Origin of the sequence: Serratia sp. L9 (genome assembly GCF_050632285.1) — a bacterium.
GTDB lineage: Bacteria > Pseudomonadota > Gammaproteobacteria > Enterobacterales > Enterobacteriaceae > Chania.
The window spans coordinates 5,180,891-5,202,826 of record NZ_CP192591.1; the positions used below are offsets into that span (position 1 = coordinate 5,180,891).

Annotated in this window: 16 protein-coding genes and 3 pseudogenes; 7 read left to right on the plus strand and 12 right to left on the minus strand. The window is 53.9% G+C overall.

The genetic code is table 11. The annotated features are described in order from the left end of the window. Positions 1–7 precede the first annotated feature (7 nt). Together kdpD and kdpE are read left to right on the plus strand one after the other, a co-directional pair. Positions 8–2,703 (plus strand): annotated as a pseudogene (kdpD, locus tag ACQ86O_RS24655) (two-component system sensor histidine kinase KdpD). An 18-nt stretch (positions 2,704–2,721) separates the two neighbouring features. Further along, positions 2,722–3,411 (plus strand): two-component system response regulator KdpE, encoded by a 690-nt coding sequence (gene kdpE / locus ACQ86O_RS24660; protein WP_431223261.1) that lies wholly within the window; start codon positions 2,722–2,724, stop codon positions 3,409–3,411. 31 nt (positions 3,412–3,442) lie between these two features. Here kdpE and ACQ86O_RS24665 read toward each other — a convergent pair whose 3' ends face one another. The 9 genes and pseudogenes from ACQ86O_RS24665 to ACQ86O_RS24705 all read right to left on the minus strand — a co-directional run bounded on the left by ACQ86O_RS24665 (position 3,443) and on the right by ACQ86O_RS24705 (position 12,530). Then, complete coding sequence (locus ACQ86O_RS24665; RefSeq protein ID WP_431223262.1) at positions 3,443–3,742, minus strand: DUF3861 domain-containing protein; 300 nt, start codon at positions 3,740–3,742, stop codon at positions 3,443–3,445. After that, positions 3,742–4,389: a PadR family transcriptional regulator gene (locus ACQ86O_RS24670; protein WP_431225825.1), complete on the minus strand. Its 648-nt coding sequence runs from the start codon at positions 4,387–4,389 to the stop codon at positions 3,742–3,744. The genes ACQ86O_RS24665 and ACQ86O_RS24670 overlap by 1 nt, the downstream gene beginning before the upstream one ends. 189 nt (positions 4,390–4,578) lie before the next feature. Further along, positions 4,579–6,222 (minus strand): phosphoglucomutase (alpha-D-glucose-1,6-bisphosphate-dependent), encoded by a 1,644-nt coding sequence (gene pgm, locus ACQ86O_RS24675; protein WP_431223263.1) that lies wholly within the window; start codon positions 6,220–6,222, stop codon positions 4,579–4,581. Positions 6,223–6,299: 77 nt separating this feature from the next. After that, entirely contained in the window at positions 6,300–6,842 is a 543-nt protein-coding gene (seqA, locus tag ACQ86O_RS24680; RefSeq protein ID WP_431223264.1) for a replication initiation negative regulator SeqA, read from the minus strand. 326 nt (positions 6,843–7,168) lie between these two features. Further along, positions 7,169–8,182, minus strand: a complete 1,014-nt coding sequence (gene antC, locus ACQ86O_RS24685) for an anthranilate 1,2-dioxygenase electron transfer component AntC (protein WP_431223265.1) — start codon at positions 8,180–8,182, stop codon at positions 7,169–7,171. 63 nt (positions 8,183–8,245) lie between these two features. Continuing rightward, positions 8,246–8,749 (minus strand): anthranilate 1,2-dioxygenase small subunit, encoded by a 504-nt coding sequence (gene antB, locus ACQ86O_RS24690; protein ID WP_431223266.1) that lies wholly within the window; start codon positions 8,747–8,749, stop codon positions 8,246–8,248. Between the two features lie 33 nt (positions 8,750–8,782). After that, positions 8,783–10,174 carry an anthranilate 1,2-dioxygenase large subunit gene (gene antA, locus ACQ86O_RS24695; RefSeq protein WP_431223267.1) on the minus strand — a complete coding sequence of 464 codons (1,392 nt, stop codon included), beginning with the start codon at positions 10,172–10,174 and terminating at the stop codon, positions 8,783–8,785. 154 nt (positions 10,175–10,328) lie between these two features. Further along, on the minus strand, positions 10,329–11,249 hold the full coding sequence (catA, locus tag ACQ86O_RS24700) for a catechol 1,2-dioxygenase (RefSeq protein WP_431223268.1): 921 nt from the start codon (positions 11,247–11,249) through the stop codon (positions 10,329–10,331). Positions 11,250–11,421: 172 nt separating this feature from the next. Beyond that, positions 11,422–12,530 (minus strand): annotated as a pseudogene (locus ACQ86O_RS24705) (muconate/chloromuconate family cycloisomerase). A 111-nt stretch (positions 12,531–12,641) separates the two neighbouring features. On the opposite strand from ACQ86O_RS24705, the gene ACQ86O_RS24710 reads away from it, so the two are divergent. The 5 genes and pseudogenes from ACQ86O_RS24710 to fur all read left to right on the plus strand — a co-directional run bounded on the left by ACQ86O_RS24710 (position 12,642) and on the right by fur (position 16,663). Then, positions 12,642–13,559 (plus strand): LysR substrate-binding domain-containing protein, encoded by a 918-nt coding sequence (locus ACQ86O_RS24710; RefSeq protein WP_431223269.1) that lies wholly within the window; start codon positions 12,642–12,644, stop codon positions 13,557–13,559. 77 nt (positions 13,560–13,636) lie between these two features. After that, positions 13,637–14,406, plus strand: a pseudogene (ybfF, locus tag ACQ86O_RS24715) (esterase). Positions 14,407–14,656: 250 nt separating this feature from the next. Continuing rightward, a complete protein-coding gene (gene ybfE / locus ACQ86O_RS24720) occupies positions 14,657–14,944 on the plus strand; it encodes a LexA regulated protein (RefSeq protein ID WP_431223270.1) in 288 nt (95 codons plus the stop codon). A 211-nt stretch (positions 14,945–15,155) separates the two neighbouring features. Beyond that, entirely contained in the window at positions 15,156–15,695 is a 540-nt protein-coding gene (gene fldA / locus ACQ86O_RS24725) for a flavodoxin FldA (protein WP_431223271.1), read from the plus strand. A gap of 521 nt (positions 15,696–16,216) precedes the next feature. Further along, a complete protein-coding gene (gene fur / locus ACQ86O_RS24730) occupies positions 16,217–16,663 on the plus strand; it encodes a ferric iron uptake transcriptional regulator (protein WP_142010938.1) in 447 nt (148 codons plus the stop codon). 304 nt (positions 16,664–16,967) lie between these two features. On the opposite strand, the gene ACQ86O_RS24735 is transcribed toward fur, so the two are convergent. The 3 genes from ACQ86O_RS24735 to chiP are packed head-to-tail and all read right to left on the minus strand — an operon-like array spanning position 16,968 to position 21,415. Further along, positions 16,968–19,631 (minus strand): beta-N-acetylhexosaminidase, encoded by a 2,664-nt coding sequence (locus ACQ86O_RS24735; RefSeq protein WP_431223272.1) that lies wholly within the window; start codon positions 19,629–19,631, stop codon positions 16,968–16,970. Between the two features lie 18 nt (positions 19,632–19,649). Then, entirely contained in the window at positions 19,650–19,976 is a 327-nt protein-coding gene (gene chiQ / locus ACQ86O_RS24740; RefSeq protein ID WP_431223273.1) for a ChiQ/YbfN family lipoprotein, read from the minus strand. A 50-nt stretch (positions 19,977–20,026) separates the two neighbouring features. Further along, positions 20,027–21,415 (minus strand): chitoporin ChiP, encoded by a 1,389-nt coding sequence (gene chiP, locus ACQ86O_RS24745; protein ID WP_431223274.1) that lies wholly within the window; start codon positions 21,413–21,415, stop codon positions 20,027–20,029. Between the last annotated feature and the right edge of the window lie 521 nt (positions 21,416–21,936).

Sequence of the window (21,936 nt, forward strand, 5' to 3'; positions counted from 1 at the left end):
AGGAATGATGACCGTGGAAGAAGAACAGCAACGCCCCGATCCTGACAGCCTGCTGGCGTTAGCCAATGAAAAGCCGCGCGGCAAATTGAAGGTGTTCTTTGGCGCCTGTGCCGGGGTGGGCAAAACCTACGCCATGCTGCAAGAAGCGCAGCGGCAACGGGCTCAAGGGCTTGACGTGCTGATTGGCGTGGTGGAAACCCACGGCCGCAGTGAAACCGCCGCGTTACTGGATGGCCTGCCCATTCTGCCGCAAAAGCGTATCCCGCATCGTGGCCGCCTGCTGCATGAGTTCGATCTTGATGCAGCCCTGGCGCGCCGACCGGCCCTGATCCTGATGGATGAACTGGCACACAGCAACGCCTATGGATCGCGTCATCCAAAACGCTGGCAGGATGTGGGCGAACTGCTGGATGCCGGTATCGACGTTTTGACCACGATTAACGTCCAGCATCTGGAAAGCCTGAATGACGTTGTTGGCGGCATTACTGGGGTGCGAGTCAGGGAGACCGTGCCCGATCACGTGTTTGATGAAGCCACCGAGGTCGTGCTGGTGGATCTGCCGCCAGACGATCTGCGCCAGCGCCTGAACGAAGGCAAGGTCTATATTCCTGGCCAGGCCGAGCGCGCCATCGAGCATTTCTTCCGCAAAGGCAACCTGATCGCTCTGCGCGAACTGGCGCTGCGCCGCACGGCCGATCGCGTTGACGATCAAATGCGTGCCTTCCGCGACAGCCAGGGGCGTGAGAAGGTCTGGCATACCCGAGACAGCATCCTGCTCTGTATCGGCCATAACCGCGGCAATGAAAAGCTGGTGCGCATTGCAGCCCGGCTGGCGGCACGCCTTGGCTGCCAGTGGCATGCGGTATATGTCGAAACCCCCAAACTGCACCGGCTGCCAGAAAATCACCGCCGGGCGATCCTGCGGGCGCTGGGGCTGGCGCAAGAACTGGGGGCAGAAACCGCCACGCTTTCCGACCCCTGTGAAGAACGAGCCGTATTGCGTTATGCCCGCGAGCATAACCTGGGCAAGATTATTATTGGCCGGCGGGGCGAACAACGCTGGAAGCTGCACGGTGGGTTTGCCGATCGCCTTGGCCGCCTCGGCCCGGATCTCGATCTGGTGATCGTGGCGCTGGAAAACGACACGCCGGTGCCCCAAACCAAGGAGCACGATGGCCGGGCTTTTAGTGAGAAATGGCGTTTTCAGTTGCGGGGGTGTGCCGTTGCCGTAGCACTTTGCGCCGTTATTACGCTGATGTCTCAATGGCTATTGCCAGGGATTGACTCTGCCAACCTGGTCATGGTCTACCTGCTCGGCGTCGCCCTGGTGGCGCTGTTCTTTGGTCGTTGGCCTTCGGTACTTGCGGCGGTGATTAACGTCGCCAGCTTTGATCTGTTCTTCGTCCAACCCGAATGGTCATTCGCCGTCAGTGATATGCAATACCTGCTGACCTTCGCCGTGATGCTGATTGTCGGCATCACCATCGGTAATCTCACCGCCGGGGTGCGCTATCAGGCCAGGGTCGCCCGCTATCGTGAACAACGGGCCAGGCATTTGTATGAAATGTCCCGTGGGCTCAGCCAAGCATTGAGCAGAGAAGATATCGCCAAAACCAGCCGTTATTTTATCTCCAGCAGTTTCCAGGCCAAAACCGTGCTGCTGCTGCCACAGGAAGATGGGGGCTAAAACAGATGGTGGGTGAAGAAGGCGGCCTGCTGTCGGTGGATGAGGCGATAGCCCGTTGGAGTTACGACAAAGGCCTGCCCGCCGGTGCCGGTACCGATACCCTGCCTGGAGTTCCCTACCAGCTGTTACCTCTCAGCACCTCCAAGCAGACTTTTGGCCTGCTGGCCATTGAGCCCAATAATCTGCGCCAACTGATGGTGCCAGAGCAACAGCGGCTATTGCAGACCTTTGCCGTCCTGATAGCCAGCGCCCTTGAACGCCTGTATCTGGCGCGCAGAGCCGAAGAGGCGAAGCTGGATGCCGAACGCGAGCAACTGCGCAACTCGCTGCTGGCAGCCCTTTCGCACGATCTCCGCACCCCGCTCACCGTGCTGTTCGGCCAGGCGGAAATCCTAACGTTGGATCTGGCGGCAGAAGGCTCCCGCCATGCTCCACAGGCCGGTAAAATCCGCCAGCAGGTGCTGAGCACCACGCGTCTGGTAAATAATCTGCTGGATATGGCACGCCTTCAATCCGGCGGTTTTAACCTGCGCAAAGAGTGGCAATCGCTGGAAGAGATCGTCGGGGCATCGCTGCATATGCTGGAACCGCTGTTGATCCTGCACGAGATCAAGGTGGAACTGCCGCACGAGATGGTACTGATCCACTGCGACGGCAGCCTGTTGGAGCGGGTTTTCACTAACCTGTTGGAAAATGCCAATAAATACGCCGGAGCCGATGCTATTATCGGGATACGTGCCCGCACCCAACCGGACTGGCTGGAGGTAGAAGTCTGGGATAACGGCCCGGGGATCCCGGCTGAACAGACGCAGCTTATCTTTGACAAATTCTCCCGTGGCATTAAAGAGTCCGCAATCCCTGGCGTGGGCTTGGGGTTAGCGATTTGCCGTGCCATTATTGAAGTGCATGATGGCCGCATCTGGGCAGAAAACCGTCCGGAAGGCGGAGCCAGCTTCCACTTTATGCTACCGCTGGAACAAGCGCCGGAGCTTGAGGAGGAAGTCTTTGACCTGTAACCGATCGATAGAGGCCCTGTGACCATATCGCCAACCAACATCCTGATTGTTGAAGACGAGAAAGAGATCCGTCGCTTCGTGCGTATTGCGCTGGAAAGCGAAGGCTTGCGGGTGTTTGAAAGTGAAACGCTGCAACGCGGGCTGATCGAGGCAGGCACCCGCAAGCCGGACCTGATTATTCTCGATCTGGGGTTGCCGGATGGCGACGGGCTGAGCTATATCCGCGATTTGCGCCAATGGAGCGCTATTCCGGTGATCGTACTTTCTGCACGTAATGCCGAAGAGGACAAAATCGCCGCGTTGGACGCCGGGGCAGATGACTACCTCAGCAAGCCTTTTGGCATCGGTGAACTGCTAGCTCGGGTACGGGTTGCTCTGCGCCGACACTCCGGCAGCCAACAGGAAAGCCCGTTGGTGAGCTTCTCTGATATCCAGGTTGATCTCATCAACCGTAGCGTCATGCGCAACGGAGAAGACCTGCACCTGACACCCATCGAGTTCCGCTTACTCGCCGAACTGCTGGCCAACGCCGGTAAAGTGATCACCCAACGCCAGTTGCTAAGCCATGTCTGGGGGCCGAATTACGTTGAACACAGCCATTATCTGCGTATCTATATGGGCCATCTGCGGCAAAAACTGGAAACCGATCCGGCGCGGCCCAGGCATCTGCTCACGGAGACCGGCGTCGGTTATCGGTTTATGCCTTAACCTGGTTTAACCGACGCTCTGTACGGCGCCCTCAGGTACGGGGCCCTTTCTTCAATCCCACCATAAATTCCTTGAACGAGTCGCGCAGCGGAGCGAACAGCGGGAGCTTGCGGTGCTCCATCATCACCTCGGAAAACAGCTTCAGCCCGACGGCAAATGCCGCGCTGTTGTGTTCGCCAAAGTTCAGATCTTCCCTGCCCTGGATGCGTTCGACAATGGCAAGGATATCGTCGTGATTCTCCACTTCGAACACCAGTTCAGGTTTATCCACCGGCTCACCTTTACGGTCGGTCAGCGCCTCGACGGTAATGCGGAAACGATGTCCTGGCATCAGCGATTCTCCTGTGGCTGTTCCGGTTGCACCATCTCGGCTTCGATAGCTTCCACGGCGGTCAGCAGTGCCTGGTTGATGCGTTCAACCTGCTCCTGAGTCAAATCTGTACGCACCATGTTGCCACGCAGCAAATAACGCAGACGATGCATGGTTTCAGAAATGCCTTCGGCCAGGTTGCCTTCATGGCGACGATGCTGCCCGGTACTCGCCAGACGGGCAAAAATCATCTCAATAGCGCCCTGATGTTTTTGCAATTCCTGCTTGCCAAGATCGGTGATCTGATAACTTTTGCGGCCGTTGCCCGGGTTGGCCGGAGCCAGGAAATCCTGCTCTTCCAGCAACGTCAGGGTGGGGTAAATCACGCCTGGGCTTGGCACATACAGGCCTGAAGAGGCCTCTTCAATCGCCTTGATCAGTTCATAGCCGTGGCTGGGGTTACGCTCCACCAGCGCCAGCAGCACCAGACGCAGCTCACCATGTTCAAACAGACGATGGCGCCCACGCCCGCCGCGGCCATGTTCTTCCCCGCCCCGCCCGGCAAAAAGATGGCGACCACTGCGGCGGTGATGGCCGCCATCTTCTTCATGACAATGGTGGCATTCGTGGCGATCGTGCGAGTGATGACGTGCAAATCGATGAAACATCATGTTGTTACCTCTTGAGTTTAAAATGTCGTTATCGAGTTATTTAGATATATCTAAATCGAATCGATAAACTAATCTAGATCGATATATCTAAATGCGCAAGAGGCAAACCGAATTTAGATATATCTAAACTTCAGGCATAAAAAATGCGCTGTAAAAACAGCGCATTATAATTATAGGTGGAGCATTTTATTTTGCTGAAGCTAGCACTTCACTGACTATTTCTACCGCTTCACGCTCGATCTTCTCACGGTGCTCAGCCCCGAGGAAGCTTTCACAGTAGATCTTGTAAGCTTCTTCCGTGCCCGATGGGCGGGCGGCAAACCAGCCGTTATCGGTCATCACTTTAAGTCCGCCAATAGAAGCACCGTTACCCGGTGCTGCCGTCAGGCGTGCGGTGATAGGATCGCCCGCCAGGGTGCTGGCCTTGACCATTTCTGGAGAAAGCTTCGACAGCGCGGCCTTCTGCGCTGAAGTGGCCGGAGCCTGAAGACGGTTGTAGCTTGGCGCGCCAAAGCGCTTGGCCAAATCATTATAATGATGCTGTGGGTTTTCGCCGGTCACCGCGGTGATTTCAGCCGCCAGCAGGCACATGATGATGCCGTCTTTATCGGTAGACCAAGGGGTGCCGTTGAAACGCAGGAACGAAGCCCCGGCGCTTTCTTCGCCACCGAAGCCGAAGCTGCCGTCAAACAGGCCATCAACAAACCATTTGAAACCGACCGGTACTTCCACCAGTTTGCGGCCCAAATCGGCCACGACACGGTCAATCATCGCACTGGAAACCAGGGTTTTACCTACCGCAACGTTGGCACCCCACTGCGGGCGGTGCTGGAACAGGTAATTAATGGCAACCGCCAGGTAATGGTTCGGGTTCATCAGGCCAGCAGACGTAACGATGCCGTGGCGATCATAGTCAGGATCGTTGGCAAACGCCAGGCTGAACTTGTCACGCAAGGCTAGCAGGCCAGCCATTGCAGATTCGGACGAGCAGTCCATGCGGATGATGCCGTCATGATCAAGATGCATAAAGCGGAAGGTCTGATCGATAGAATCATTAACCAGCGTCAGATCCAGCTTATAGTGCTCAGCAATCCGCTGCCAGTAGGCAATGCCGGAACCGCCAAGCGGATCAACACCCAGTTTCAGCGCTGCCCCCTGGATGGCTGGCATATCAACCACATCCACCAGCCCTTCCACATAAGGCTGTACCAGATCCTGCGCATGCAGATGGCCACCGTTCCAGGCTTTTTCCAGTGATTGGCGCTGTACACCCTGCAATTTGAGCGTCAGAAGTTCATTGGCGCGCTTTTCAATCACCGAGGTCAGATTGGTGTCGGCTGGGCCACCGTTAGGTGGATTATATTTAATGCCACCGTCTTCTGGCGGGTTGTGCGAAGGGGTGATCACGATCCCGTCAGCCTGTGCGCCACCTTGACGGTTGTAGCACAAAATGGCGTGTGACACGGCTGGGGTTGGCGTAAAGCCGTTGTTTTCCTGGACGATAACATCCACGCCATTGGCGGTCAGGACTTCCAATACGGAAATAAAGGCAGGTTCAGATAATGCGTGGGTATCTTTACCCACATAGCAAGGGCCGGTGGTGCCCTGCTGGCGACGAACTTCAGCAATCGCCTGAGAAATTGCCAGAATGTGCGCTTCATTGAAGCTCTGACGTAACGCGCTGCCACGATGCCCTGAGGTACCAAACTTTACCGCGTGAGCGGCATTACCGGCTTCCGGTTGTAGCACATAATACTGTGACGTCAGTTGGGCTACGTTGATCAAATCGCTTTGCTGAGCAGGTTGCCCGGCACGTGGGTCATTCGCCATCGACTATCTCCCTCTATGCCAGTACTGCGGCCGGGCATTGAGTCGCTTACGGCCACCGTGACGGGCTGTTCGCTAATTTAGACAGTGCCGCAAACTTTCTCGATCAGTTCCGCAGGGAACTGCATGGCCTGCATGATGTGTTCGATCATGCTGCGTTTGCGGCCAGTATTGGTATTGGTGATCACCCAATAAGGCGTACCCGGTACGTGTTTTGGTTTGGTGTGCGTTCCGTTTGCCAGCAAGGTTTGCTGATCGCCGGCAAAGTAGGTACGGGTACGGCCATGCAGCGCATCCGTTGCCGCCGCAAAGCCAGCCGCATCAAGGGTATACAAAGTGGAAAGGACTAGCATAAAACGATTTACCGCTTTGTTCTGTTCGGCGTATTCGTCCGACAGCAGCAGTTCGCGCACGGCACGCACGCGATCGCGTGGCCGTTGCGCAGGGGCAGCAAGCGCAGACGCCTCTGCCGGCGCGCCAGCAACGGCAGGCGCAGTGCGCACCGGTTGGCCTGCAGTAAACTTCAGCATACGCCGTAAAATATCAGACGCACTTTCACCAATATGCTGCGTGTGGCTGGCAATATAGCGGTAAAGTTCTTCGTCGACTTCTATAGTTTTCATCTTTATCCAAAACAATAATGATATTGATTTTTATAACATTTCAATGGCAATCAAAGAAAAGCTGAGTCTTGACCTACATTTTGTTAACCATCTGGTTTTACGGTATTTCACACATTGCGGTTAGATTAACAGACTCTGGAGGAATCAGACAACTTTCCCGCAGCAACGCTGGGATACCACTGTCATTTTACTCGAAAATGCTGAAATCGTTTTGGGGAGGGCGGATATCTTGCAGAGGTTGGGCCATTTGAGCGCGTAACTGCTTTATTCGCCTCTTTTCTGGCCCGTGCGGGGTTTTCTTCCTTGCGCGATAAGGTTCACTGTCTTCAGCTAGAGACAAAGCGCTCAAAGTAAACTTTGTGTTCAGCCACCGGCTGGCTGGACAACCAGCTACAGGTCGCCTCAATCATCGGCGGCGGGCCACACAGATAGGCATCAAACGGCTGCTGAAAAAGATGGCTTTCCAACGCCTGGGTAACCCAGCCCTTTTTGCCCTGCCATGCGCTGCCGGGATCGGACACCACAACCTGATAGCTGAAGTTACCGAGCCGCTCGGCCAGTGAATCGAGCCGTTCCACTTCGCTGATCTCACTCTCACGGTTTACGCCATAATAAAGCGCGATAGGTTGCTGAACATCGCTCTGCTCCGCCAGGCTTTCCAGCATACTGAGAAATGCAGATAACCCGGTTCCTCCAGCGACAAACAGCAGCGGGCGTTTCACCTCGCGCAGATAGAACGCACCGAAGGGGGCGGTGAAATCGATGCTGTCGCCCACCCGGCAACGCTGGCGCAGATAATCACTCATCACGCCGCTGGGTAACAGACGGACCAGAAAGCGCACCACCGCAGATTGCGCACTGGCACTGGCATAGGAGTAAGCACGCGTTTCCTTACTGCCGGGAATCTGAATGCGCGCATATTGCCCGGGCAGGTAATGCAGTTCCGGCTGCCCTTCTTCGAGCGTGATTTCCAACGTCGCCACCGTATCAGACAGCAGTGTCAAAGCGCTTACCTGCCCGCGATAGTGCTGCTGGCTGATATTGCAAATGCTCGAATCGACATCAAAATAGAATGAGCCTGGCGATGTCAGGGTAGTTTGACATGCCAGCATATAGCCCTGTTCACGCTCACTGGCGCTCAGCGCCTCATCATCGACATACTCCATTTCGATGGTTCCCGACTCACAAAAACCCCGGCAGGTGGCACAAACCCCTTCACGGCAGTCTAACGGTAACTGGATCCCGTGGCGAAAGGCCGCATCCAACAGTTTTTCGTTCTGCTCTACCTGAATAAACTGCGTTAGTCCGTCCCGGAAAATAATGGCTGCGCGATGGGTCATGATCACTCCTGTATCGTTACTGTTTTACGGCAACGGCGGCCACAGCCGCCGTGTCTGGCCAAATCAGAGATGGTAGAAATCGAGCACTGAGTCAATTTTGTCATTCAGCACCAGCACGTGTTTTCCGGCGATTTTCAACTGTTCATCCTGCCAGCACAGGCGGTAGGTGGCGCGACCGAAAAAGTGGCGACTTTCCCCAAAACGGTAGTAATGCGTCACCCAATTCACACTGACGGCGAGCTGGTCATTTTCTCCAGCCTGGCAGCGTACGTTATCGATCAGATGCAAAGTACGTGGCATCGGCGTGCAGGCAGCAGACTTGCCGGTGCGAATACGGAATACCCGATCTTCCAAGCCAGAACGGTTGGCATAATAGATCAGCGACATTTCCCGTTTTGGATCCTGGGTGTATTCATGTTCGCTGCGCCATTGTGGAACATGAAACTCGGCATTCTCGGTGAAGTAGCCAAGATAGCAATCCCAATCCTGGTTATCGCAGGCCTCAGACAACTGGTATAAAAATTGCTCAACACGGTATTGCCACTGCTCAGGCGTAATGTTTTGCATGATATTTCTCCGTCATGACAGGGGGCCTTCAGTTCAGCGAGCTGCCGCCTGCGCAATTTTCTTCTCCAGCCCCGCCAGCATCATCTGCTGCCATGCGCGGTGCTGGTTGACATACAACCCCTCATGGGTAATTTCGGTGCCGGTGATCGCAGGCGTAATGTTTAAAATCTCGCTGTTAGGCGTCGCACCGTATTGCCAATCCTGGTGCCCACGGGAGATATCACTCCACAACGTGCTGCGCGATTCGAAGCCCCGCTGCTGCTCACGGAACTCCACCAAATCATCAGGTGTGCCCATGCCGGACACGTTGAAAAAGTCTTCAAACTGGCGGATGCGGCTTTCGCGATCCCGGTCTGACTCCCCTTTGACCCCGAGGCAGAGGCTGATCACTTCGGTTTTGTTCCAACTGACCGGGCGGATAATGCGCAACTGGGAGCTGATTTGATCCATAAAGAACAGGCTGGGGTAGATATTCAGGTTACGCAGGCGATGCATGGTCCACTGCGCCCGCTCCTGCGGATACATATCGAGCAACCGAGGCATGATGCTGCCATAACCGGGGCGAACGTCAGCCGCATTGGGCATATCGCTAAACAGCAATCCGTGGCCGTTATCGAACGAGAACCAGCCATCGTCGGTGTTTTTATCCCCTGCCCCCAGTTTGCTGTAATCGAGGGTGCTCTCGCTGGCACCGTTTCGCTGGATATTCAGTTCGCGGCGATGGGTCACCGTCGAAACGTAGTTATAGTGAACGGTGCTGACATGGTAACCATCCAGGCCATTTTCGTTCTGCAGCTTCCAGTTACCGGGATAGGTGTAGGTGGAAACACCGGGCAACACTTCCAGCTCGGCGTTTTCTGACTGCTCCAGCATCATGTCGAAGAACAACGTGGTATCGCCAAGAAAATCGGTCAGACTCTGCTCGGATTCGGTATCAAGGTTGATAAACACAAAGCCCCGATAGCTGGCTATCCGCGCCTGTTTTAATCCATGGCGGCTTTTATCAAATTCGCTGCCGTATTCCGCCGGAGCCTTTACCTTTGCCAGCACGCCATCAGATTTGTAACACCAGGCGTGAAACGGGCAGGTGAAAGTACTTTGGTTACCTTGGCAAACCCGAGTCAGCGTCGCTCCCCGATGCTGGCAGGTATTCCCCAGGGCGTGCAGCTCGCCCTTGCCATCACGGGTAACCAACATCGGCTGGCGACCGGCTTGCACAGAAATAAAGTCGTGCGGATTGGCAATCTGGCTTTCATGGCAGGCAAAAATCCACTGTTTCTCGAAAATCAGTTCCATTTCCAGATCAAACAGATCCTGGTCGGTAAACAGGGAACGGGCGATGCGATAAACCCCCTCCTGCGGACGGAAATCGAGGCTTTTTTCAATAACATGCTGCCAGTTCTGTAGCTCTTGTGGCGTGCTCACATTAATGCTCCTGATACCCCTTGCTACCCGACGCTGTGCGCAGCAACTCGCCGGCAACGTCAGGTAGCTGGGTATATAAAATAATAAGGACAGGCGTTATTAGCCGTGTTGAGTCATCCCGCAGCCCCACTGCAGAGAATGCGGAAAACGGCAACTAAGCTTGAGCGCGTTGGCGTTCAACCTCGGCTTCGGGTGCCGCTGCGCGCTCTTTATGCAACGTGAAATTAAAATCGATGGAAGAGAAAGGCTTGCTGAGTTGTTTGCTGTCCAGTTGCTCTGGTGAAGAGATCTTGTTTACCTGTGGCACCAGGCCTTCGCGGCTGGCGAAGGCAAAGTCATCCCATAGGTATTCATCACCGTCGATGTTGATCTGCGTGGTCAGTTTGCGGTGGCCGTCGGCATAGACGAAGAAGTGAATATGTGCTGGACGGCGCCCATGGCGGCCCAGCAGGTTCAGTAATTGCTGAGTTGTGCCTTCCGGCGGGCAGCCATAGCCAGAAGGCACAATGCTGCGGAACTGATAATTCCCTTGGCTGTCGGTAATTATGGTGCGGCGCAGGTTAAATGCAGATTGGCTCTTATCGAAGAACGAATAATTGCCCATCAGATTGGCATGCCAGACCTCAACAGTGGCTCCAGGCAGCGGCTTGCCGCTGGCGTCCAAAACGGTCCCCTGCATAAACAGCACTTCACCCTCGGCGCTTTCTGTACCGTCATCCAGGCGGGCAAACCCTTGGCAGACTGGCGCTCCGGCAACGTACAACGGCCCTTCAATGGTGCGCGGCGTGCCGCCGGTCAGGCCAGCTTTAGCCTCGGCTTCATCGGCACGGATATCGATGAAACGCTCCAAGCCCAACCCGGCGGCCAACAGGCCCATTTCGTGACTGGCACCGGTTTGCGCCAGATATTCCAACCCTTTCCAGATTTCGCTTGGCTGAAGATCCAAATCCTCAATCGCTTTAAACAGATCGCTTACCAAACGTACAGTAACCTGTTGAACCCGGGGATCTACTTCGCCTTTGGCAGTGTCAACGATAAAGCTGTTGACCAAGGTGTCGATGTCATTATGAGTCATGTCATTGCTCCGTATTAGTATTAGCAGTAAACAATTACTGAGCCGAGGGGGTACAGTCCTGCGGCTATTCTGGTTTTTAACGGCTTTCTTTTTTATTCTCCCTGCCGGGTTTGGCCCAGCAGGGAACAGCGACATAAACTTTTGCAGGGATGCTCTTGATTCCAGGGTTGTGTCAGCAGCGGCGTAGCGCAGCCAGTTTGTCACGATCGATCTCAACCCCCAGCCCAGGCCCGGTCGGAACCTGCAGCATGAAATCGCGATAAACCAAGGGTTCGGTCAGAATGTCTTCGGTCAGCAGCAGTGGACCGAACAGTTCGGTGCCTTGGCTGAGATCGCTGAAAGTGGAAAACACATGTGCAGAGGCTGCGGTACCGACCGCGCCTTCCAGCATGGTGCCGCCATACAGGCTTATCCCCGCCAGGGTCGCAATGTCAGCCACCTGCCGCGCCTGGGTCAGTCCACCGGACTGGGTGATTTTTACCGAGAACACATCAGCCCCGGCGTGAGTAGCAAGATCGAAGGCGTCCAATGGCCCTTTCAGCACTTCATCCGCCATGATAGGCACGGTAAAGCGCCTGGCCAGCCGCGCCATACCTGCGCGATTTTCTGCCCGGATCGGTTGTTCTATCAGGTCGATCCCCCCGCCTCCAGGGCGGCGATGCCGCGTTCCGCATCCAGTTCACTCCAGGCCTGATTGACATCAACACGCACGCTGACTTCATCGCCCAGCGCTTTCTTGATAGCCAGCACGTGGGCCACATCGGCCTCCACCGCCCGCAGGCCAATTTTCAGTTTGAAAATACGGTGGCGGCGCAGCTCCAGCATCTTCTGTGCTTCCGCAATATCTTTCTGCGTATCGCCGCTGGCCAGAGTCCATGCCACCGGCAGAGCGTCACGTACGCGGCCACCCAACAGTTCGCTCAGCGGTATATTCAGCCGCCGCGCCTGCGCATCCAGCAATGCGGTTTCCAGGGCACATTTGGCAAAACGGTTACCCTGAATCGATTTGCGTAATCTGGCCATGGCCGGTGCCACCTGGGTGGCATCCATTCCAACCAGCAATGGCGTCAGGTAGGTATCGATGTTCACTTTCACACTTTCCGGGCTTTCTTCGCCGTAGCTCAGGCCACCGATGGTGGTCGCTTCGCCCCAGCCTTCGATACCGTCCTCACACAGCACACGGACCAGCACCAGAGTCTGAACATTCACCGTCGCCACCGACAAGCGGTGAGGGCGGATTGCCGGAACATCCAGCAGCAGAGTTTCAATAGATTTAATCATATTTTTACAGTATCAAAGTTGTCAGAATCAGGTTGTATACGACCATATATTCAACATATGCTGGCGTCTAACACCGATTTTGCATCATCTTGATACCTTAAAGGCATAGTTATGGAGCTGCGTCATTTACGCTATTTTATTGCCGTCGCCGAAGAGCAGAACTTCAGCCGCGCAGCCGAAAGGCTGCATATCAGCCAGCCGCCGCTCAGCCGACAGATCCAGCAGTTGGAGCTTGATTTGGGGGTATCACTGTTTGAACGGGGTGCCCGCCCGCTCAAACTGACCGAGGCAGGCCGTTTCTTCTACGGACACGCACGGCAATTTCTGGCCCAGAGCGTTGAACTTAAATCGATGACCCAGCGCGTTGGTCAGTTGGATCGTTCACTGACGATTGGCTTTGTTGCCTCTACGCTCTACGGGATTTTGCCGCGGCTTATCCGCCGCTTCCGGACTCAACACCCTGAAGTAGCCATGAGCCTGCTGGAAATGACCACCATGGAGCAGATCCAGGCGCTGAAAGAGGGAAGAATCGATGTGGGATTTGGCCGTATCCGTTATGAAGACGCCAACGTTCGCCGCATTATTTTACGCGACGAGATCCTGATGGCGGCTTTAGCTGCCGACCATCCGCTGGCGAATGCGTCAGAATTAACGCTGCGCAACCTGCAATCCGAAACGCTGATTGTTTATCCGCAGGCGCCTCGGCCAAGCTTTGCCGATCAAGTTCTGGCGACATTTCGCGATCGCGCTCTGGAACCCCAGAAGATCATGGAGGTTCGGGAACTTCAGGTGGCTCTGGGATTAGTCGCCGCAGGCGAAGGTATCACGTTGGTGCCTAACTGCCTGCACAGCCTGCAGCGCCGGGATGTGATCTACAAGGCATTGAATGAGCAGTATCTGGTTTCCCCCATCATCATGAGCACCCGGCTGCTGGATGAATCTGAGGACATCAAGACGCTGCTGCAAATGATTTATGGCCTGTATGAGGAAGAAGGCATTGCTTATCTCAAACCAGCGCCGATGAATTGAGGCTGGCAGCCCGGGAGACGACGGGTCTGGTTAATCGTGGTAACCTAATGGGCTACCTGCAAATTATAAACTTCACCATGAAATTACATTATCAATCGTTGGCCGCAGAGGCCGCTATGCCGGCAACCCTTCCGGTGGTGTTGATCCACGGTCTGTTCGGCAATCTGGATAACCTGGGCGTGCTGGCCCGCGATCTGAGCCAACATCACCGTGTCATCAAAGTCGATCTGCGCAATCACGGGCTTTCCCCTCGCGCTGAAGAAATGACCTACCCGGCGATGGCGCAAGATCTTTTGACGCTGCTAGATGATTTACGGATAGAGAAAGCCATTGTTATCGGCCACTCGATGGGCGGGAAAGCGGCAATGGCACTGACGGCAATCGCCCCCGATCGAATCGAGCGGCTGGTGGCGATCGATATCGCCCCTGTGGACTACAATACCCGCCGCCATGACCAGATTTTTACCGCTCTGCTGAGCGTCACCGAAGCAGGCATAACTCAGCGTCAACAAGCTGCCCAGTTGATGCGTGAAACGCTGGATGAAGAAGGTGTGATCCAGTTCCTGCTGAAATCTTTCCATGCGGGAAGTTGGCGTTTCAATCTGCCGGTGTTGATTGAACAATACGCCAATATCATCGGCTGGCAGGAAATCCCCCTTGGCCACATCCGACGCTGTTTATCCGTGGTGGGCTATCCCCGTATGTACAAGACAGTTACCGGGATGACATCGCTCGCCAATTCCCTCAGGCTCGTGCGTACGTCGTCGCTGGTAGTGGCCATTGGGTTCATGCCGAGAAACCCGAGGCGGTATTACGGGCCATCCACCGCTTTATTGACCAGGCCTGAATCTTAACTGGCGAAAAAACGCGCTAAAGAGAATGGCTTAGCGCGTTTTCGGCCAAGTTAAGCATTGTCGTCCCTCCATCTGCTGGGGTAATATGGCGCGCTATGATTTTGCCACCATGTCCAACGTAGGTATCAGCGTCTGGCTGGCGGTAAATTTGGGTTAGGGTTTATTGGCCCGAATTGTGTTAACCGAACCGTCCGGAAGCGTGAAAACGTTTTTTGATGCAAACCCCCTTGCAGTAGCGCAACAATGGCAAAAGAACAAACGGATCGCACGACGCTGGATCTGTTCGCAGATGAACGCCGCCCGGGGCGCCCGAAAACCAACCCGCTTTCCCGTGATGAACAGCTTAGAATCAATAAGCGCAATCAGCTACGGCGTGACAAAGTGCGAGGTTTACGGCGTGTGGAGCTGAAAATCAACGCGGACGCGGTAGATGCTCTGAATAAACTGGCGGACCAGCGCAATATCAGTCGCAGCGAATTAATTGAACAGATGCTGCTGGCAAAACTGGCGGAAGAACAGCCAGAACCATGATCTCTACTGCCGCAGGCGCGGCACGGCGTTAAGGATGACGCCAGATCAACCCCACTGTTATTTAGATCCCAGGGCATCGCATAAACGTGATAAAACCCCAGGGCAAATTTCTGGCATGATACGCATTTACGGGTGAGGTTCAGTGCCCATGGCAGCGCCTTACGCCGCGTTTACGCAATACAATCCATTGAATTAAAAGGTTATCTGTAATATGGCTCATGTAGGCATTTTCTTTGGCAGCGATACTGGCAATACCGAAAACATTGCCAAGATGATCCAAAAACATCTTCACCAAAAATACGGTAACGACGTCGCAGAAATCCGCGACATTGCCAAAAGCAGTAAAGAAGATCTGGAAGCGTTCGATATCCTGCTGCTTGGTATCCCGACCTGGTACTACGGCGAAGCCCAATGTGACTGGGATGATTTCTTCCCGACGCTGGAAGACATCGACTTCAATGGCAAATTGGTAGCGCTGTTCGGCTGTGGCGATCAGGAAGACTACGCGGAATATTTCTGCGATGCGATGGGCACTATCCGCGATATCATTGAACCACGCGGTGCCGCCATCGTCGGCCATTGGCCAACCAAAGGCTACCATTTCGAAGCGTCCAAAGGTCTGGCAGACGATCACCACTTTGTCGGTCTTGCCATTGACGAAGACCGTCAGCCTGAACTGACCAACGAACGTGTAGAAGCCTGGGTTAAGCAGATTGGTGAAGAACTTAGCCTGGCCGAAATTATCGGTTAAACCTGCAGCCTCTACCAACGCTCCGTAAGGTAAAATGCATTACTGACATACCTATGGATTTCGCGTTGCAGCCAGGTACCCAGTTCTTTCATCCCCCGGCGCTTGCTACGGTGAGTCACCGGGGTGACAAATCTGTCTGGAACAGATTTGAACGCTGCTTGCAGCGGCCCTTACAGGGCCAGGCCCACGGATGGACCTGGTCATTGAGTGCAGGTAACAACGCTGCAGCTTGAAAGACGACGGGTATGTGGACTGTTATCGGTATCACGGATTATAATAATAGATACCACAAGTTTTTAACTTTTCACGTCACTCCGGTAGACTGAGATATCGGTTTATCCCACCCATCAAGACGTTGCATATGTAACGTATAAGAGTACAAAGATATCTTTGTTAACAACCGGCGGTTCCTATTTACGGCAACCGGTTCTATAATGAGACGCAATTAACCCTTTGTGCTGACCGATGCCATAGGCGAAAACGCCTCAACTTGATTAGCACAGTAACAGGACTGAATCCGCATGACTGACAACAACACCGCATTGAAGAAGGCTGGCTTAAAAGTCACGCTTCCGCGACTCAAAATTCTGGAAGTTTTGCAGGATCCGGAATGCCATCACGTCAGTGCGGAAGATCTGTACAAAAAACTGATAGATATGGGTGAAGAAATTGGCCTGGCCACGGTTTACCGCGTGCTGAACCAGTTTGATGACGCGGGTATTGTCACCCGTCACAATTTTGAAGGCGGCAAGTCCGTATTCGAACTGACCCAGCAACATCACCACGATCACCTGATTTGCCTGGATTGCGGCAAGGTTATCGAGTTCAGCGATGAGTCTATCGAAGTTCGCCAGCGTGATATTGCCAAGCAACACGGCATCAAGCTCACCAATCACAGCCTGTATCTGTACGGCCACTGTGAAACCGGTGATTGCCGCGAAAACGAAACGTTGCACGACAAAAAATAAGACTGGTTCGCCAGACACAGAAACCGCCTTTTTTACGGCGGTTTTTTTATGCCTAATATTTCAGACAAAAAAATCCCCGGACAGGCCCGGGGAAAATGATGACTTAAAATCTGGCACTTGCAGTACTTCTTTCTTACAACACTTAACGATATACCCGATGAGTTTCAAGTTGGCGCGCTTGCGCATCCCTTAGGACCAACGCCACGGATGAACCTGGTCATTGGGAGCAGCTAACGACACTACGGCTTGAGAGACAACGGGTATCAAGCCCATCCGCCGACACGCAGACGGGCTTCCTTCAGGCTTATGCCTTAACGGGTTCAGCGCGGCTGAAGCGTTTGCCGTCCGGGCTGATCGCACGGATTTGAACGTCCCCAGTCACCGCAGGGCGCGCTTTATCATCGTAACGCTGCCACTGTTTTCCACCATCGGTAGAGTATTCAATCCCCAGGCCCGGCAGCGAAATGTTCGCTTCCAGTTTGCCACCGATAATGCGTGCTCCTGGTACCGGCAGGCGATAGCTCACGCCACCTTTATCCAATTTGGCCAGTTCCCGTTGCCCGACCAGGTTGGCGAAGCGCAGCCAATCCTTATCCAGGGTTTTAGTATCAACCAGATGGGTTTCACCACCTTTGTACTCACGGCCAGCTTGGTAATCCTGTTCCCAGCTCGCACGGTGCCATGCACGTTCTGCTACAGACAGCGCACGTGGGTAAATCATATATTCCATTTGCTGGTCGGTACGCACCACTTCACTCCACAGTTGAGCAGAGAGGCCATAGGCACCTGGCCATGGTTTGTCGCTCTTGGCCGTGAAGTGGTTGCCGTCACGGTCAACCGACGTTTCGGCGTTCTGCGGCAGGTTGTTTGGCGCGAAGCTGAAGATCTTCTGCTCGTCACTGAAACGGGTGCCCCAGTAATAGCCATGCTCGTCCGGACTCACTTCATAAGGGAAATCCATGTAGACATAGTCTGGGTTGGAGATCACCACGTCGTAGCCTTTGTTCGCCCAGTCATTAGCCGAGTCGAACCCGCCCCAATACAGAGTATCCCAGAAGTTGACCGCAACATTCTTGGTGGCGAAGGCTTGGGCATTTTTGGCGTCTTTCAGGCCATCCTGCCACGCTTGCATTCTGTCAATACCATGCGCTTTCACCAGTTGGCTGACTTCCAGACCAAAGTAGCTCGGCAAGTGCTCCATATCTTCCACTTTGCCGTCTTTGATCATCGCCTGGCACACTTCAGACTTGGCCCATGGCTTGTCTTCTTTACTCAGATCCAGGATGCCTTTGCCAGCTTCCGGCTTTTTCACGTCGGTATAGCCAGCGCCCAGGCGGATGTTCTTCGCTTCGTCGCCACCAAAGTGCCAGGTTTGCAGCGGCTGCCCGGCTTCTTTGTGCATCTGGGCAATTTCACCAATCACTTTATCAACAAAGTTCTTGGAGGAATCCAGGCAAGGGTTCAGGTAACTCTGGCGGTTGAAGTACTGTACCGAAGTCGTGTTTGAGGTGTCGGTCGGATCCAGCAAGCGGAACTCATTGGCCTCTTTCTCTTTCCCTTCGGCCAGCAGTTTCTTATAGCGGGCTTCCATGGAAACGATCGCGGCACGGGCATGCGCAGGCATATCAATCTCTGGGATCACTTCGATCTGGCGCGCCTGAGCGTATTTAACGATGTCGATGTAATCCTGACGGGAGAAGAAACCGCCGTGTGGCTCAGGGCCAGAGCCATATTGCGGTAGCAGGCAGGTGGTTTCGCTCAGATCGTGGCAGCGCTGGCCACCCACTTCGGTTAACTCCGGCAGGCCAGGGATCTCGATACGCCAGCCTTCGTCATCCGTCAGGTGGAAGTGGAATTTATTCAGTTTGTACGCGGCCATCTGATCTAACAGGCGCAATACGGCGTCTTTATGGTGGAAGTTGCGCGCAACATCCAGGAAAATGCCGCGATATTGGAAGCGCGGTGCATCTTTGGCATCCAAGGTAGCAATCTTGGTGCTGCCGTCGGTCGGGACAAGCGACAGAATGGATTGCAGACCGTAGAACACCCCGGCCTGATCGAAGCCGGTGATCACCGCTCCTTTCTCTCCAATCTTCAACTGATAGGCACCCGGCACAGCCAAGTCGCCTTTAAATGCACCAGGTTTGATATCCGTTTTGATCGGATAGCCACCCACTTTGTTTTCTACGCCCAGCAGTTCAAAACGCTTGGCTGCCGCATCCGCCGCAGGCTTGGCCAGGGCGCTCAGCTCCAGCGCGACGCCTTTGCTCAAATCAACATCATTCTGATGAATCTTCACGTCCATCGGCGTCGGGATAATCTGGCCACGCAGTGTCGCCATTGGCAGCACTTTCAAATCCTGGTTCTTGGCAAAGCGGCTTTCTGGCACCATCAGAATGTTGTGGTCATCTTTGGTGCGTTTCCACTGATCGCCAGTGAAAGGAGCAACAAACTGGTGCACATCATCGGTATCGGTATTCGCCAGGATCTTGGGTTTGGCATCCCCTGAGGTCGCGTACCAGCGCGGTAGGAAGTCAGTACGGAACAGTTGCCAGTATTCAGCGATAATCGGGATTTCCACCGCCTGATTCGCCGGGAAACTGGTGAATTTATCGGTAGGCTCCAGTTTGTACAAATCGCCGGTCAGATGGCTAATCTTGAACTGATCGTTATCCACTTTCAGCGTCTGGCGTGGGCTGTGGAAATAAATAGCCCAGTCTTTGTCTTTAATTTCCTGGGCACCATTAGTCAGGGTGATCAGCACTTTATGGCAGGATGCCCAGTCAGCGCCCAGCTTGGCGCAATCAACGCCGTTATCAGCCGCACGGTTATCCAGCATCTTCAGATTTACTTTCAACTGACTGAGTTGGTCAACAACCTGCTGGTTAGCCATGGCAGAACCTACACTGCCAAATAGCCCGACGGTTGCCGTCAAAGCGGCGAGGGTACTCATCTTAAACTTGTTCATCTTCAACCTCTTGGGTAATCAGTTGTTGTTAGCGCGAATTTCTTTCCACAATTTCCCGCATTTAGCGTCGTACGCCTGGCCGTTGCCGGTATGTGCTGCCTGAATGCAGCTCTGGTAATCCAGCACCCGTACGGTTTCCTGTTCAGCGAGCTGTTGATGCGCTTTCTCTTGTTTCAATACTTTCAGCACGGCCTGGCAAGCCTGCAGCTTTTCTGGCGACCCTTCAGCGGTGTTGATACACGCGCTGTAGGCCTGGCGCAGCTTGGCATCTTCCGGTGGCGCAGCAGACTGCGAGCAGGCGCTAAGCCCGGCAACCAAGGCCATAATCAACATCAGTTTTTTCATCGTTATATTCCTGTGACGCTTCCCCGGCAGCATGACCACCGGGGAGAGCATTAGAAGATGGTGAACGGTGCGATAACTATGAATTTGACGTCTTTCTCATCCTGGAAGATGTTGCCGTAACCACCGCCCCAGCTTGGAATATCAGAATGGTTGTCATACTGCGTGAAGTGCAGTTTGAACAGAGTGCCTTTGGCGCGCCCTTCCTGCATGGTGTACATCGCATCCAGGCTGTAAGCGCTCTCTTTTAAGCGCTGGCTCTGATCGTAAATCGGGTTGGTGCTTGGCTTGGCGTCCCAAGCATAAACATAGGAAGCACCAACAGCCATACCCGGCAGATTCCAGTTGCTCAGGTCATACATCACGCCGCCGAAAAGTGCTTTTTCGCCGTTGGCGTTAAAGTCGGAACGGTTATCCCACCAGATATCGAGGCGACCGTTGGAGGAGGCGTAAGTTGGGGTCATACGTTGCAGGAAGAAGCCCTGGTTACCTTCCGCCTTGACCATGGTCCCCTCCAGGCGCCAGTTGAACTGGCCGGTGGTATAACCGAAGGTCAGCGCCTGTAACCACGCCAGGCCATCATAAATACTGTTAGGATCGTTCTTATCACCGATGCGATCTTCCGCGCCGTAGAACTGGTAGCTGGTCGTCATTGGGTTGCCAGCAACATCAAACTTATAAGATGCTTTGGTGAAATACTGATTCACATAGCCCTGTGCCTGGCCAAAAGCGGCTTCCAGCACCAGATCGTTTTTGAAATCGTATTTGGCACCCAGTGAGTGCAGGTAAGAAACGCCGGTGGTGCGGTCATTCTGACGGAAATCATCCATCTCGATATGCCACGGCGCTTTGTATTTGTTGGTCCACATGTAGGAGAAACTCAGTGCACCAGAATCGCCGTAGTCAAAGTTGGCGCCGGCTTCCGCCCCTTGGTAGGTACCCGGCATAAAGCTCCAGTGCGGGGCCAGCAACGTCTGCCCGCTTGGCTGGATATAACCTGCACGCGCCCAAACCGGGCCATACTTGAATTTACCGGCGGCTTTATACAAGCTGATACCGCTTTTATCGCCCGAGTAATCTTCATCATAGGTACGGTTACGGCTGGAGAAGGCGATTTCGTTCGGGTGGCCACTCTCGCTTGACTCGGCCATTTCAATGGCGGTAAATGCCGCAACATCGATACCAAACATGTCTGCCGCATAGCCAGACGTGAAATCAAGGTTGGCGTTCCACGTTGAGTGAGAAAGGTTGGTTTTGAATTCACCGGTCTCAACGTCTTTGCGATCGCGCTGACGCTGCCAGTAATACACCCCACCGGTCAACGTAGAATCATCAATAAACCCTTCAGCTTTCGCTTCTGGGGCCATGGCAAACCCTGTTCCTAACAATGCACCCGCGACAGCGAGCACCAGCGTTTTACGCCGAGCACCGTGCGTACCCATAAGTAAATTCCTCTTTGACTTGACTATAAAAGTGCGCCCGCCTGCGTTCACCACTGCCCTGCACGGCCGCTAATTAAAAAACCCGAATCGGGTAAAATTTTGCTGAGAGAAAAAATTCTGCCCAGCCTTTATTGCTGCTGCTAGACTATTTTTCGCGACGCGAATTATCAAATGAAAAGTGATATAGATTTGTCAAAGTATGACAAAGAGCACAAATCGCTGAGATTTTGTTACCACAATCAACAATGCGTATTTTTGAATAAAAAATTCAATTAAATCAGAATTTACCGAGATAGACCTAGGTATCCCTTAGGAATTGAAAGGTTTCAGCCGGTAAAAACAACCACTTAGGAATAAAATGAGAGCGCTCTATAAATGATATTAATTCGCATCGCGAATATATAAAAAAGGATAAAGAGATTAGGCTGAAATAAGGTGGGAATCCCGAGGATGATCTATTTCTGGGTCAGTAACGAGATAACAAACGCAGATCGGGGAGAAAATGCCGGTCAATTAAAGAC

What these genes read in the sequence shown, in the direction of transcription:
- ACQ86O_RS24665 (WP_431223262.1), bottom strand. Translation starts at nt 3,742, where the DNA reads ATGCCAGGACATCGTTTCCGCATTACCGTCGAGGCGCTGACCGACCGT.
- ACQ86O_RS24670 (WP_431225825.1), bottom strand. Translation starts at nt 4,389, where the DNA reads ATGTTTCATCGATTTGCACGTCATCACTCGCACGATCGCCACGAATGC.
- pgm (WP_431223263.1), bottom strand. Translation starts at nt 6,222, where the DNA reads ATGGCGAATGACCCACGTGCCGGGCAACCTGCTCAGCAAAGCGATTTG.
- seqA (WP_431223264.1), bottom strand. Translation starts at nt 6,842, where the DNA reads ATGAAAACTATAGAAGTCGACGAAGAACTTTACCGCTATATTGCCAGC.
- antC (WP_431223265.1), bottom strand. Translation starts at nt 8,182, where the DNA reads ATGACCCATCGCGCAGCCATTATTTTCCGGGACGGACTAACGCAGTTT.
- antB (WP_431223266.1), bottom strand. Translation starts at nt 8,749, where the DNA reads ATGCAAAACATTACGCCTGAGCAGTGGCAATACCGTGTTGAGCAATTT.
- catA (WP_431223268.1), bottom strand. Translation starts at nt 11,249, where the DNA reads ATGACTCATAATGACATCGACACCTTGGTCAACAGCTTTATCGTTGAC.
- ACQ86O_RS24710 (WP_431223269.1), top strand. Translation starts at nt 12,642, where the DNA reads ATGGAGCTGCGTCATTTACGCTATTTTATTGCCGTCGCCGAAGAGCAG.
- ybfE (WP_431223270.1), top strand. Translation starts at nt 14,657, where the DNA reads ATGGCAAAAGAACAAACGGATCGCACGACGCTGGATCTGTTCGCAGAT.
- fldA (WP_431223271.1), top strand. Translation starts at nt 15,156, where the DNA reads ATGGCTCATGTAGGCATTTTCTTTGGCAGCGATACTGGCAATACCGAA.
- fur (WP_142010938.1), top strand. Translation starts at nt 16,217, where the DNA reads ATGACTGACAACAACACCGCATTGAAGAAGGCTGGCTTAAAAGTCACG.
- ACQ86O_RS24735 (WP_431223272.1), bottom strand. Translation starts at nt 19,631, where the DNA reads ATGAACAAGTTTAAGATGAGTACCCTCGCCGCTTTGACGGCAACCGTC.
- chiQ (WP_431223273.1), bottom strand. Translation starts at nt 19,976, where the DNA reads ATGAAAAAACTGATGTTGATTATGGCCTTGGTTGCCGGGCTTAGCGCC.
- chiP (WP_431223274.1), bottom strand. Translation starts at nt 21,415, where the DNA reads ATGGGTACGCACGGTGCTCGGCGTAAAACGCTGGTGCTCGCTGTCGCG.